Source organism: Frankia sp. BMG5.60, assembly GCF_059428125.1.
On record NZ_CM182091.1, the window covers coordinates 7,747,840 to 7,760,884 of the forward strand.

Sequence of the window (13,045 nt, forward strand, 5' to 3'; positions counted from 1 at the left end):
GGACAGACCGCGCCGTGCCAGGGATGGCGACGCGGACCGGCGGGTGGAGACGCTGGATCAGAGATCGAGGACGAGGCGCTCGGAGCGGGTGGTCGAGACGCAGAGCATCATGGTGTTTCCGGCCAGCCGCTCCTCATCGGTCAGCACCGAGTCCCGGTGGACGATCTCGCCTGCCAGCACCCGCGTCTCGCAGCTCGCGCACGTGCCTTCCCGGCAGGAGAACGAGACCTCGATGCCGGCCGCGCACAGCCTGTCGATGATCGACTGGCCGGGCTCGATCGTCAGCGTGACCCCGGAACGGCGCAGTTCCACCTCGTAGGACCGGGCAGCGGCCGCACCGGTTCCGGCGTCCTGCGCCGGGCGGGGACGGAACCGCTCCACGCGCAGGGTGAGGGCCTCCCGGTCGCCGCAGAGCTGTTCGACAGCGGTGAGCAGGCCTTCCGGCCCGCAGCAGTACACCGTCGTCCCCTCCACCGGCTGGGCGTCGAGGATGGTCTCCAGCGGCAGCGGACCGACCTCGTCCTGCGGATGCAGCGTGCAGCGCGGATCGCCGGCCAGCGCGGCGGCGAAGGCCATGGCCGCCCGGTCGCGCCCGCCGTAGTGCAGCGACCACGACCGGCCCGTCGCCCGTAGCCGGTCCATCATCGGCAGCAACGGGGTGATGCCGATGCCGCCGGCGATCAGCACCGTGTGGGCGCCCGGGATGAGCGAGAAGTTGTTGCGCAGGGCTCCGACCGCCAGCCGTGCGCCCTTGACTGCCCGCTCGTGCAGATAGGCCGAGCCGCCCCGGCCTGCCGGCTCCCGCAGCACCGCGATCCGCCACTGCGTGACGTGCGCCGGGTCGCCGCACAGCGAGTACTGGCGGACCTCGCCGTCGCCGACCCGGACGTCGATGTGCGCACCTGGCGTCCAGGGCGGCAGTGGCGCGCCGTCCGGACGGGCGAGTGTCAGCGAGATCACCCCGTCGGACTCGTCAATCCGGTCGCGCACGACCAGCATGCCCACCTCGGGGGTGCTGTCCGGGGCCGTGACGGCCGGCGGCACTGCGCTGTGGCGGTGCGCCCGCCGGGCGGCCAGGCGGCGCGACACGGCGACCGTCCCCAGGCGCAGGGCGACACCCGGGCGCAGGAGGATCCGGGGCCGCCGGGTCAGGTTGATGACCTCGAGCAGGCGGGCGGTGACGTACGGGGAGGTCGCGGTGGCCATCTGAACGTGCTTCAGGTACCGCCCGAAAAGCGTCCCGAGCCGGGTTCGCTCCCCTTTGACCAGCGGGGAACGCAGGTCGATAGCTGTGGACATCCCCCACGCGGAGTCGATGAGGGGCGCGATACCCCGGTACCACCGCCGCGGTCGAACCGGGCCCGGCTCGCGCAGCACGGCCCGCAGAACCAGCGCCTCCTGCGCGGCGACGGTCATGCCCTGGGCGTAGATGGGGTTGAAGCTCGTCACGGCGTCGCCCATGGAGATGAGGCCAGCGGGCGGGTTCGGCAGATCCTCGTAGCGGCGGCGGATGGAGTCGCGCACCCGGTGCTGGACCGGGGCGTCCAGGGCCTCGGCGTCCCGGATCAGTTCGAACACGTCCGGGATCGGCAGCCCGGCGGCGTAGGCGAGATAGCCGTCCGGGTCCGTCGGCGCCCGTCGGCCGAGCGTGCCCGACAGGGTGACGTGCCAGGCGTGGCCCTCGATGGCCAGCACGGCGGCGCCCGGCATCCCTGGCACTGTCGATGCCGTCAGCGCGACATCGCCGCCGAGGTCGCCGGGCCGGCGGCGGTAGCGCCGCGAGCAGTAACCGAGGTCGACCTCGACCCGCGACTCCGCGGGGGTCTGGTAGCCGAGTTCGGCCAGCCAGCGCCCGGCCGCGGAGTTGCGACCGGTCGTGTCGACCACCAGGTCGCTGGGGAGGATCTCCTCGCTGCCGGATCGGCCGGCCACAACTCGAACCCCGGTGATCCGGCCCGGACTGTGGGCCAGGCCGACCACCCTGACCTGATCACGCAACGTCACGTTCGGGTAGGCGGCCACCCTGGTCCGCAGCAGGTGCTCCAGCAGCGGTCGACTGGGGGTGGCCAGGGTGGTCTCGGTGTGGTGCGGTGCGCGCATCGGCGTCCCGCCCAGATACCAGCGGGACCGCTCCAGCCATCGGGTGTGGGGCGCGCCCAGCGACTCCATCTCCTCCAGCAGGCCGGGAAAGAGCTCCGCCATGATCTGACTGCCGCCGTGCATGAGGGCGTGGATGTGCCGGGCCTGCGGGGCACCGTCCCGGTATCCCTCGGCGGTGAACGGGTCACGCTCGAGCACGGTCACCCGGTCGAAATGATCCGCGAGGACGCGCGCGGCCAGCAGCCCCGCAATGCTCGCGCCGAGAACGTACACATGTCCCCGAGGTTTACTGTCGCGACTGCGCTCGACCTCAGGCATCGCGATTCCTCCTTGCTCGCTGGTGCGGGCACCGGATTCAGCCCTGGACCTTTCCACCGTCGACGTGCAACGCCTGGCCGGTGATCGCCGCCCCTCCGTCGGAGGCGAGAAGTACACAGACGGCCGCGACCTCCTCGGCCGCGACAAGCCGTCTCTGCGGGTTGAGTAACGGCCGGACCGCCGCTTCGTAGTCGCATCCCTTTGCCTGCATCCGCTCGTCAATGACGCGGCGGGTCATGGGGGTGTCCACATAGTAGGGGCAGACGCAGTTCACGGTTATTCCGCGATCGGCGTACTCGGCGGCGACGGACCTGGTCAACCCGAGCAGCGCGTGTTTCGCGGCGGTGTACGGAGCGGCGTTGGGGAGACCAACGACGGAGGCGGTCGACCCGATGTTTATTATCGTGCCGCAGCCGGTGGAAATCATCTGGGGTAGGACCGCCCGCATGAGCACGAGCGGGCCCTCCACGTGCACCCGCATGATGCTCCGCCAGAGATCGACCGTGATGTCCGTGAACCGCCGACTGTCCGGGACGCCGGCCGCGTTGACCAGCACATTCGGTGCGGCCAGCCGCGTGGCGACCGCCGCGACCGCGTCGAGACAAGCACCCTCGTCGGTCACGTCGAACGTCGATGTGACCACCGCCACATCCTGGTCCCGGCAGTTAGCCGCCACCTGCTCGAGCGCCGCGGTGTCACGACCCGCCAGCGCCACATCGGCGCCTTCACGCGCGAAAGCCAGCGCCACCGCCCGACCGATTCCGCCGGACGCTCCGATCACCATAGCCGTCCGACCATGCATTGTCCGCGGCATCATCGTGTTTCCTTATGATTGCAGGTGAGGGCATCTCCGCCAGGCCGGACCGGATGGGGAAGAACCGTGCGACCGTGATCCGTCCATCGGCGCCGGCGCACACAACTGTCGACACCCGCGCTGGGCGCCCGCACCGCCGGCAGCCCAGAGCGCCGGCCTGTCGAGCTGGTCAACCTATTTCAGCACGAGCCGGTCCGGTGAACCAGAAGGATCGGCCTTCGTGATGATTCACAATGCGGTACCGTCTGGATCAATTCCGCCGTCTGCAATTAAGACGTTTTTGACACTCTCGTGGCGCCTTGTTTACGGCCAGTTCAGACGTCGCCGCAATCGTTGGGCCCGGCCGTGGTCGGCATCCGGACAGACGCCATGAGCGACGGCCGCCATCTCTTCACCTCTTTCTGCGCACCCGCGTGCGACCCGCTGTCTCCTGCGGGCGGGTCGGCCGAGCGGCCAACAGCGGCTCGGGAACAGCCCCGGGCGAATGCGTCCGACATGGCCTGCACGACCACGCCACTTACCACGAGGGGACTCCCATGGCGCATGTTCTCGACGCCGGAGCCCGGACCCAGCCGGCGGCCGACGTCTACACGGTCCTGAGTCGACTGGAGGAACCCGTCCACGTTGTCCGGCACGCTGGCGGCTACTGGCTGTCCAACGACGGGACTGGCCCGGGCGGGGCACCCGCGCGACGGCTGCTCACCCTTGGGCCGCTGCCGCCCGAGCGTCTCGGATCCCGGGCCTTCCTGCGTGCCCACGGCGTTCGGCAGTGCTACCACGCCGGCGCGATGGCCGGCGGTATCGCGTCGACGGACCTGGTCGTCAGTCTGGCCGAGCGCGGGCTGCTCGCTTCGTTCGGTGCCGCCGGCCTGCCGGTGGAACGGCTCGACGGTGCGCTGGAGCTGTTGAGCCGCCGGTTGGCCGGGCGCCCGTACGCCTGCAACGTCATCCACAGCCCTAGTGAGCCGGCCATGGAACGCGACGCGGTCGACGCCTGCCTGCGCCACGGCGTGCGGTGCGTCGAGGCATCGGCATTCCTCGACCTGACCCAGGACATCGTGCGTTACCGCGCGCGCGGCCTGAGCATGGCCCGGGACGGGCGAGTCGAGATCGCCAACCAGATCATCGCGAAGGTGTCCCGTCGGGAGATCGCCGAGTTGTTCCTGCGGCCGGCGCCGCCAGGGCTCCTCGACGCCCTGCTGCGTAGCGACCGGATCAGCGCGGAGCAGGCGCGCCTCGCTGCCACCGTGCCGATGGCCGACGACATCACCGCGGAGTCCGACTCCGGCGGCCACACCGACGGGCGCCCACTCACCGTCCTGCTGAGCGAGATCATCGCCCTGCGCGAGGAGATCGGACCGAGCTACGACGGCGGCATGGCACGGGTCGGCGCGGCCGGCGGCATCGGGACCCCGACGGCCGCGGCCGCGGCGTTCACGATGGGCGCCGACTACGTCGTCACCGGGTCGATCAACCAGGCGTGCGTCGAGTCCGCTCAATCCGCTGCGGCGAAGGCCCTGCTGGGCGCCGCCGGGATGACCGACTGCGAGATGGCACCCTCGGCGGACATGTTCGAGCTCGGTGCCGACGTCCAGGTGCTGCGGCGTGGGTCGATGTTCGCGGCCCGGGCTCGCCAGCTCTTCGAGCTCTACCGGCGCTACGACGGCATCGCGGACATCCCGGGGCCGGAGCGTGCCGCGCTGGAGCGGAACGTCTTCCGGCTGCCGCTCGAGGAGGTCTGGGCGGACACGCGCCGGTACTTCGCCGAGCGCGATCCCATGCAGCTCCAGCGGGCGGAGGGGAACGAGAAACGAAGGATGGCACTGGTCTTTCGCTGGTATCTCGGGCAGTCCTCGCGGTGGGCCACGGCCGGTGCCGCCGACCGGGTGGCGGACTACCAGATCTGGTGCGGCCCGGCGATGGGAGCGTGCAACACCTGGTTGCGCGGAACCTATCTGGAGTTGGTCGGCGCCCGCCGAGCGCCGGAGCTCGCCCACCACATCATGCGGGGCGCCGCCTTTCATCACCGGGTGGCCGCGCTGCGTTGTCACGGAGTAACTCCGCCGCTGCGGGCCAGCCGCTATCGGCCACTGCCCCCGACAGGGTGAGGCAGGACTGCCGCCCCGACTGGACGAGGGGCAACGCCCGCCATCGTGGCTGCTCGGCCTCCCGTCTCGGCCTCCCGTCTCGGCCTCCCGTCCTGGTCGTGACCGGTACAGATGACGCCGGACATCCGGAAAGCCCCGGTGGAATCCAGGGAAAACAGCAGGCAAACATCCGAGCTGATTCGGAAGTTTCGGCGGGGAGTTGCTGGCCGAAAACACCGATCAAATCGCCGGCCACATAGAACTATTTGCAGTCCAAATGTTTCACGGGATCGCCCTTTCTCGAGGTCTAGGCTGAGCTCCGCCACCGAACAAACCCAGAATGAGGCGCGCATGGAGCTGACAATAATAGGAAACCGAGCTGGCATGCCCGCGGATGGTGCCGCCAGCTCGGGTTACCTGGTGCGGACCGAGCGATCCAGGATACTCATGGACTGCGGGCCGGGGATCGCGGTGATGCTGACGAAGTACACGCATGCCAGTCAGTTGGACGCGGTGGTCATCAGCCACATGCACCTCGACCACTGCTACGACGTGCTGCCCATCGGAAAGCAGGCGATGCTGCCGTACGGAAAGACCTGGCTCGTCGACACCGACGGCAAGGGCGATTTTCACGGCGACGACACCGGGAGCCGGATAAAGCTGCTCGTACCGCGCGGCGCGCGGGCGACGCTCGACCGGCTCGCCGAGCTCTTCCCGGTCAATACCATACCCCACCTGAACAAGGCCTTCGAACTGGCCTACGAGGTCATTGAATACGAGCGGGGTGGGTCGTACGAGATCGCCGACTGCGCCGTCAGCATGATCCCGATGAGGCATTCATCGCCCGACTGCGGAATCCGGATCGACGGTCCCTCCGGCAGCCTCGGATTCACCGGAGACACCGGCTACAACGAGAACCTGGTGAGGTTGGCCAAGGACACCGACATCTTCCTCGCCGAAGCATCGCTGCGGGAGTCCGACCACACCAACCACGGTCACCTCTCGGGAACCGATGTCGGTCGGGTGGCGGCCCGGGCCGGGGTGCGGGAGCTGGTGCTGACCCACTTCACCGCGCCCCAGTCGGAATGGAAGCAGGCGCGGCGGGCGGATGCCGCCGCCGAATTCACCGGACCCATCCACGTCGGCGAGCCCGGCATGACGTTCTCCACGCTCGCGAAAAGTGAGCGATGACGATGCGAACGAGGAGAAACAGGTTTCGCCTCGGGCTGGTGGCGGCCACCACCGCCGCGGCCCTGGGGCTGACGATGACCGCCTGCTCGGGGTCTGACGACGGTGGGACAGGCGGCGGCGGCCCGGTGACGCTCCGCTTCATGTCCTACAACTACGGAACTCCCTGCTGCGGCGCCGGCACGCAGCAGCTGATCGACGAGTTCGAGAAGGCCAACCCGGGCATCAGGATCGAGCCGGAGGGGGTGGCGGCCGCGGACGTGTTGACCAAACTGCGCACCGACACCGCGGCGGGAAGCCCGCCCGACGTGGTCCAGCTCGGCTGGAGCAAGGCCGGCGAGGCTCGTTCGACCCTTCCGCTGGTCCCGGTCCAGGACATTCCGACGGCGGCCGAGTGGAAGGCCGGCACCGACGGGATCTACCCGAACATCCTGAAGGCGGTCAGCAACCCGGAGACCGGAAGGAACGACATCTTCCCGTTCTCCATCTCGGTGCCGGTCCTGTACTACAACGCGGGCATCTTCGCCGCGGCCGGCCTGGATCCGGACAAGCCACCGACGACGCTGGCCGAGGTGAAGACCGCCGCGGCCGCCATCACCAGGATCGGTAAGCAGGGCGTCTACTTCGCCATCGCCGACCCGGGTAAGTCCGACTACATGACGCAGTCGGTGATGAACAGCATGGGCGGCGGCGAGGTCGACGACAGCGGCGCCGTCACCGTCGATTCGCCCCGGTCCGTCGCCGGCCTCAGCGCGATCCGGGATCTCGTCACCAGCGGACTGCAACCGAAGGTGGCGGCGACCGACGCCCAGGCCGCGTTCGCCGGCGGAAAGATCGGCATGATGATCTTCACGACGGCGGCAATGTCGACGTTCGAGAAATCGGCAGCGGGCAAGTTTGACCTTCGCACCGCCGCGTTCCCCGCGTTCAACGACTCGAAGGCCAGGCCCACCTACTCGGGGGCCGGTCTGGCGGTCCTCGGCAAGGACAAGCGCAGGCAACAGGCGGCCTGGAAGTTCATCCGGTTCCTCACCAGCGCGGACGGCTTCACGATCCTCACGAAGACCATCGGATACCTGCCACTGCGGCCGGCCATCGTGTCCGATCCGGCCTACCTCGGCGACTACTTCAAGGAGGACGGGCGCCTCCTGCCGTCGCTGGACCAGATCGAGGACGTAACGCCGTACACCTACTTTCGGGGCCGCCGCGCGAATCAGGCGGTGGTCGTTCTCCAGGACGAGGCCGTGACGCCGGTCGTCCTGCAGGGTGCGGACGCGGCACCGGTGCTCAGCGCGGCCGCGGACAAGATCCGGTCTTTGGCACAGTGACCGAAGCGACGATGGCCGGGGCCGTTCCCGGACACGTGTCCGCCCCGCCCGCCCCGCCCGCCCCGCCCGCTCGGGCAGGACACGGCGTGCCGAGCGTCAGGTGGCGTTCGGGGCCCTGGCTCTACTCGGCGCCGGCCATCCTCTCGCTGGTCGCCTGGGTATACCTGCCCATGGTCGCCACCGGCGTCGCGAGCCTGCTCGACTGGGACCTCACCACGCCGGCCCGCTTCGTCGGCCTGGCCAACTACCGTCACCTGTTCGCCGACCACGACTTCCGCAGCGCGGTCTGGCAGACCGGATGGTATGTGATCGTGATGCTGCCGCTGGCCACGGTGGTGCCGCTCGCCCTGGCCATCACCCTGTGGCTGCGGCCCGGAAGGGTGTCGCGCGTCTACCGCGCGCTGCTGTTCCTGCCGGTGGTGCTGGCGCCCGCAGCCAACGCGGTCTCCTGGCAGTTCATCCTCAACCCGCTGCAGGGGGTCACGAACGCCGCTCTCACCGGCCTCGGGCTGCCCGGTCCGGGCTGGTTGAACGACCCGTCGTGGGCACCTCTGGTCATCGTGGCCATCACCGCAGGAAAGATCATCGGCCTCAACACGCTGCTCTTCTCCGCATCTCTGTCGACGATCGACCAGTCCTCCATCGAGGTGGCCCGGGTCGAGGGCGCCACGAGCTGGGAGATCGTCCGCTACGTCGTCGTGCCCCAGCTCATCCGGCCCGTCGCCCTGCTCGGGCTGCTGTGCGTGCTGCTGGCCGGCCAGTGGGTCTTCACCAACGTCGCCCTTGTGACCCAGGGCGGTCCAAACGGCTCCACCAACAACGTCTTCTACCAGCTCTACACCTACGCGTTCACGTTCTTCGACACTGGTATCGCGGCGGCGGCCGCGGTAGTGATCACTGTGGGTGTCGCCGCCGGCTACGTGATGGTGCGGTTGGTGACCGGACGGATCCGGCGCGCCGGCGCGCCGGCGGCCGGGTGAGCGCGATGCGGCGCTCCGGTACCCGCCTGCGGGGCGGGGCCACCACGCTCGCCCGGCACGGGGCTGTGCTGATCGTCATCGCGGGGCTGTTGTTCCCGCTGTTCTGGGTGGCGATCACGTCGCTGCGGCCGGCGAACGACCTGTTCTCCACCCGCCCGATCCCGTGGCCGATGTCGACGGAGAACTACCGGGACGCGCTGTTCCGGTTTCCGATCGGGATGATGCTGCTGAATACAGTGATCATGGCGGTCGGTGCCACCCTGCTACAGCTGGCGGTGGCCATCGGCGCGGCGTACGCGCTGGTGCGCTTCCGGCCGCGCTGGGCCAGCGCCGTGGTGCTGCTGGCGGGCGCGGCGGTGGTCATCCCGCCACAGGCGTTGATCATCCCCCAGTTTCTGGCCGCCAGTCACCTCGGTTGGCGCAACAGCTACGTCGGGCTGATCGTCCCGCAGCTCGCGGCGTGCGGCCTGCCGATCCTGTTGCTGCGGGAGTACCTGGCCGCCATCCCCACCAGCCTGATCGAGGCTTCGGTGGTGGAGGGCGCCCGGCCCGCGGAGACGCTGCGCCTGGTCGTTCTGCCGCTGCTGAGACCGGCGCTCGCCGCCGTGTCGATCCTGGTCTTCATCAACACCTGGAACGAGTACCTGTGGCCGACGCTGATCGCGCCCAAGGCGAACAGAACGACCATCCAGGCCGGGCTTCAGCTACTCGGGAACCAGGAGGGACCGACCTCCGGAGCACTGCTCGCGGCCGCGATGGTCACGACTGTTCCCGTCGTCGCGGTCTACGCGTTTGCCTCGCGGCGCATCACCGACGCCTTCCTCCAATCGGGGATCAAATGATGAACGCAGTGAAGACATCCGAGCCCGCGGTGCCTGGGCGGGCATCGGTCCCCGCGCCTGCCCAGGCGGAACCGGCCGCCACGGCCGCCACGGCTGCGGCCGCCACGGCCGCGGTCGCCGCCTCTGGCGGCATCGAGCTGCGCTCGGTGCGCAAGTCGTACGGTTCCCAGCTGGCGGCAGACCTGCCCGCTCTGTCCATCCCGGCGGGCTCCTTCACGGTGCTCGTCGGCCCGTCCGGCTGCGGCAAGTCGACGCTGCTGCGGATGATCGCCGGCCTTGAGACGCCGGAGGCCGGGCAGATCCACATCGACGGGCAGGACGTCACCTCCGTCGGGCCCGGCGAGCGGGGCGTGGCGATCGTGTTCCAGGACTTCGCCCTGTACCCGCACATGACGGTGGCCCGCAACATCGGCTTCGGGCTGACGCTCGAGGCGAAGCACGCCGGCCGCAACGCGCTGCCGCGAGCGGAGATCTCCCGGCGGGTGGGCGAGATGTGTGACCTTCTCGGGTTGGGTGACAAACTCGGCCGCAGGCCCCGCGAGCTCTCCGGCGGAGAACGACAGCGGGTGGCCCTGGCGCGAGCCCTGGTCCGCCGCAAGCCCGTACTGCTGCTCGACGAACCGCTGTCCAACCTCGACGCCGGCCTGCGGGCGCAGGCGCGGGCCGAGCTCATCCGGCTGCACCGCGAGGTGGCGGGAACCTTCGTCCTGGTCACCCACGACCAGGTTGAGGCGCTGTCCCTGGGAACTCGGGTGGTGATCCTCAACGCGGGCCGGCTGGAACAGGTCGGCACGCCGGAGGAGATCTGGAGCCGCCCGGCGAACCGGTTCGTCGCCCGGTTCCTCGGCAGCCCCGCCATGAACATCCTGCCGGATTCCCCGGGCGCGGGCCTGGACGACCAGGGCCGGCTGCTGGGCTGGCGCCCGGCCGACGGGATCGCCCTGGACGGCACCGCCTCGCCCGCCGCGCCCGCCCCGGTGGGGCCGGGCGAGGTGTTCGAGGGCACGGTCGATGTCATCGAATTCGTCGGGGACCGACGGGTCGCCCACTGCGTGAGCGACCGCGGGCCGTGGTGCGTCGAGTTCCCGGCGGCCACCCCGGCCGCGGTCGGCCAACGTATGCGCGTACTGGTGCCCGCGCAGTCCCTGCACCATTTCGACACGCAGACAGGAGTGAGGCTGTGACGAGCACGCCGGCGCTGGCCGCAACCGTGTCCACACCGTTCTCCGCGTTCCACCCGTTCGCGGGCGAGAACCCCGACTACGACCGCCTGCGCGGGGTTCTCCAGAGTTCCGTCCCCTTCAACAGCCTCGTCGACCTGACCATCGCCGAGGTCAGTCCGACCGCCGGCCGGGTCGAGATCGTCTACCGGAGGGACCTGACCAACTCCGTCGGCACCCTGCACGCGGGTGTGCTGTTCCTGGCGGCCGACATGGCGGGCTCGGCGGCCTTCGTCGGCGCAACCGCTCACCGGCTGCGGGGGCTGACCATGTTCTTCCTCAGGAACTGCCGGATCGACTTCCTGAAGCCCGGCGCCGGCGACGTGTCGGTGGCGGTCGTGATGGACGAGCGGATCCTGTCCGCCGCGCTGACCGATCCCGGCGCGCTGCGAATCACCTGTGACGCCAAGGCCTACCTGCGCGACAGCGAGGGGAGCCTGATCGGGAAGGCGTACCTCGAGTTCGCCTGCGCCTTCGACGCCGTCGGTGCCGAGGACGAGGGTCCGGCGGGCCATGTCCAGCGCTGAGCAGGGTTCCGCCCCGGAGGCCGAGCCCGAGCCCGAGGCGGTCGACCTCGCCGAGGCGGGGAGCATCTGGCCCTTCCTCGACCGGGGCCGCGTCCACCACGGCGATCGGCCCGCCATCCGCTACCGGGCCGACCGGGGCTGGGAGGCCGTGAGCCACCGGGGGCTCGCCGAGTTGGTCGACCGGTTCGCCGCGCGGCTACGAGGCCACGGCATCGGGCATGGCGACCGGCTGGCGCTGATGGGCGACAGCAGCCTGGACTGGATCGTCGCTGACTTCGCGGCCCTGAGCATCGGTGCCGTCGTGGTGCCGATCTACCCGACCAGCTCGGCCAACCAGGTCGAGCACATCGTGCGGACCACCACGCCGGCCGTGGGCGTCGCCGACAACCCGCAGCGGTACGCCCTGCTGCGCGATGCCGGCGTGGGCATGGTCATCGTCGACCCGACGGCGGCGCCACGGCCGGCACCGACGCGCTCCGGTGCGCTGCCCGAAGCCGCCGCCGGCGACGACGGCCCCGGCCGTCCGGTGACCGCCGGGGACGTGGCCACCATCGTCTTCACCAGCGGCACCACCGGAGAACCCAAGGGCTGTGTGCTCACCCACCGCAATGTCTACTGCGGGACGGCGAATGTCGCCGCGGCGCTGCCCGAGCTCTTCTCGCCGCTGGACGGAACAGCCCCCCGCACGGTCATCGCCCTGCCGCTGTCCCACATGTACGGCCGCTCGACGCTGCTGGCGACCCTGCTCGCCGGCGGCGAGGCGGTGGTGGTCCGACAGCCGGCCGAAATGCTCGACGCGATGGGCCACCGGCCGCCGACCTTCCTCGCGCTCACCCCCTACCTGCTGGAGAAGCTCGATCGTGCGGTGCTGGACGACGAGCGGGAGGGCCACGGCGACGCGGCCTGGGCGATGGGCGCGCTGGCCTACGTCATCTGCGGCGGGGCGTCGCTGGCGCCCGAGCAGCAGGAGTCGTTCCGCAGTCGCGGGATCGCCGTCCTCGGCGCCTACGGGATGACGGAGTCAGCATCCGCCGCCGCGATCAACCGGGCGACCGACAACCGGATCGGCACGGTCGGCCGCCCGAACCCGGGGACGTCCATCGTCGTTGACGACGCAGGCGAGTTGATCATAACGGGCGGCAACGTGTCGCCCGGCTACTGGGGTGAGACGGATCCTGCCCGGTGCGGGCCCGGACCGTTCTCGGTCCGTACCGGCGATCTCGGGGTCGTCGACGACGACGGCTTCATCCGGATCACCGGCCGCCGCAAGGACATCCTGGTCACGTCGTCGGGCAAGAACGTCGCGCCCGCGCCGCTCGAGGATCGGCTGCGTGCCGACCCGTTGATCACCCAGTGCATCGTCGTCGGCGACCAGCGGCCGTACGTGACCGCGCTGATCGCCGTGGACGCCGCCGAGGCGGTCCGGCGGCGACTGTCGCCCACCGACGTCGAGGCCTGGGTCCAGCGTGCCGTCGACGCCGCGAACACCCTGGTGTCCAGGGCCGAATCGATCCGCCGGTGGCGGCTCCTCCCCGGCGAACTCGGCGTTTCCACCGGCCACCTCACCAGCTCGGGAAAGCTCATCCGAACCAAGGTTCTGCTCGACCTCGCCACCGAGATCGACTCTCTGTATCGCTGACC

At 70.1% G+C, this 13,045-nt stretch carries 10 protein-coding genes; 8 read left to right on the forward strand and 2 right to left on the reverse strand.

The features are described from left to right. Positions 1–57 precede the first annotated feature (57 nt). Both AC5R91_RS31695 and AC5R91_RS31700 read right to left on the reverse strand, forming a co-directional pair. Entirely contained in the window at positions 58–2,418 is a 2,361-nt protein-coding gene (locus AC5R91_RS31695) for a 2Fe-2S iron-sulfur cluster-binding protein (protein WP_495394951.1), read from the reverse strand. Positions 2,419–2,455: 37 nt separating this feature from the next. Further along, entirely contained in the window at positions 2,456–3,235 is a 780-nt protein-coding gene (locus AC5R91_RS31700; RefSeq protein WP_495394952.1) for an SDR family NAD(P)-dependent oxidoreductase, read from the reverse strand. A 533-nt stretch (positions 3,236–3,768) separates the two neighbouring features. Between AC5R91_RS31700 and AC5R91_RS31705 the strand changes: the two genes are divergently transcribed. From AC5R91_RS31705 to AC5R91_RS31740, 8 genes are all read left to right on the forward strand, one after another. Next, entirely contained in the window at positions 3,769–5,340 is a 1,572-nt protein-coding gene (locus tag AC5R91_RS31705) for a PfaD family polyunsaturated fatty acid/polyketide biosynthesis protein (RefSeq protein ID WP_495394953.1), read from the forward strand. A 330-nt stretch (positions 5,341–5,670) separates the two neighbouring features. Continuing rightward, positions 5,671–6,510, forward strand: coding sequence for an MBL fold metallo-hydrolase (locus AC5R91_RS31710; protein ID WP_495394954.1), 840 nt, complete (start codon positions 5,671–5,673; stop codon positions 6,508–6,510). Between the two features lie 2 nt (positions 6,511–6,512). Beyond that, positions 6,513–7,835 carry an ABC transporter substrate-binding protein gene (locus AC5R91_RS31715; RefSeq protein WP_495394955.1) on the forward strand — a complete coding sequence of 441 codons (1,323 nt, stop codon included), beginning with the start codon at positions 6,513–6,515 and terminating at the stop codon, positions 7,833–7,835. 86 nt (positions 7,836–7,921) lie between these two features. Continuing rightward, on the forward strand, positions 7,922–8,815 hold the full coding sequence (locus AC5R91_RS31720) for a carbohydrate ABC transporter permease (RefSeq protein ID WP_495394957.1): 894 nt from the start codon (positions 7,922–7,924) through the stop codon (positions 8,813–8,815). A 5-nt stretch (positions 8,816–8,820) separates the two neighbouring features. Continuing rightward, positions 8,821–9,657: a carbohydrate ABC transporter permease gene (locus AC5R91_RS31725; RefSeq protein WP_495394958.1), complete on the forward strand. Its 837-nt coding sequence runs from the start codon at positions 8,821–8,823 to the stop codon at positions 9,655–9,657. After that, positions 9,657–10,841 carry an ABC transporter ATP-binding protein gene (locus AC5R91_RS31730; RefSeq protein ID WP_495394959.1) on the forward strand — a complete coding sequence of 395 codons (1,185 nt, stop codon included), beginning with the start codon at positions 9,657–9,659 and terminating at the stop codon, positions 10,839–10,841. Before AC5R91_RS31725 ends, AC5R91_RS31730 begins: the two co-directional genes overlap by 1 nt. Beyond that, complete coding sequence (locus AC5R91_RS31735) at positions 10,838–11,404, forward strand: PaaI family thioesterase (protein WP_495394960.1); 567 nt, start codon at positions 10,838–10,840, stop codon at positions 11,402–11,404. Before AC5R91_RS31730 ends, AC5R91_RS31735 begins: the two co-directional genes overlap by 4 nt. Continuing rightward, on the forward strand, positions 11,391–13,043 hold the full coding sequence (locus tag AC5R91_RS31740) for an AMP-dependent synthetase/ligase (protein ID WP_495394961.1): 1,653 nt from the start codon (positions 11,391–11,393) through the stop codon (positions 13,041–13,043). Before AC5R91_RS31735 ends, AC5R91_RS31740 begins: the two co-directional genes overlap by 14 nt. The last annotated feature ends 2 nt before the right edge of the window (positions 13,044–13,045 follow it).

Excerpts from the sequence above, each read along its gene's own strand:
- AC5R91_RS31740 (WP_495394961.1), top strand. The coding sequence starts at position 11,391 with ATGTCCAGCGCTGAGCAGGGTTCCGCCCCGGAGGCCGAGCCCGAGCCC.
- AC5R91_RS31705 (WP_495394953.1), top strand. The coding sequence starts at position 3,769 with ATGGCGCATGTTCTCGACGCCGGAGCCCGGACCCAGCCGGCGGCCGAC.
- AC5R91_RS31730 (WP_495394959.1), top strand. The coding sequence starts at position 9,657 with ATGAACGCAGTGAAGACATCCGAGCCCGCGGTGCCTGGGCGGGCATCG.
- AC5R91_RS31710 (WP_495394954.1), top strand. The coding sequence starts at position 5,671 with ATGGAGCTGACAATAATAGGAAACCGAGCTGGCATGCCCGCGGATGGT.
- AC5R91_RS31695 (WP_495394951.1), bottom strand. The coding sequence starts at position 2,418 with ATGCCTGAGGTCGAGCGCAGTCGCGACAGTAAACCTCGGGGACATGTG.
- AC5R91_RS31725 (WP_495394958.1), top strand. The coding sequence starts at position 8,821 with ATGCGGCGCTCCGGTACCCGCCTGCGGGGCGGGGCCACCACGCTCGCC.
- AC5R91_RS31715 (WP_495394955.1), top strand. The coding sequence starts at position 6,513 with ATGCGAACGAGGAGAAACAGGTTTCGCCTCGGGCTGGTGGCGGCCACC.
- AC5R91_RS31700 (WP_495394952.1), bottom strand. The coding sequence starts at position 3,235 with ATGATGCCGCGGACAATGCATGGTCGGACGGCTATGGTGATCGGAGCG.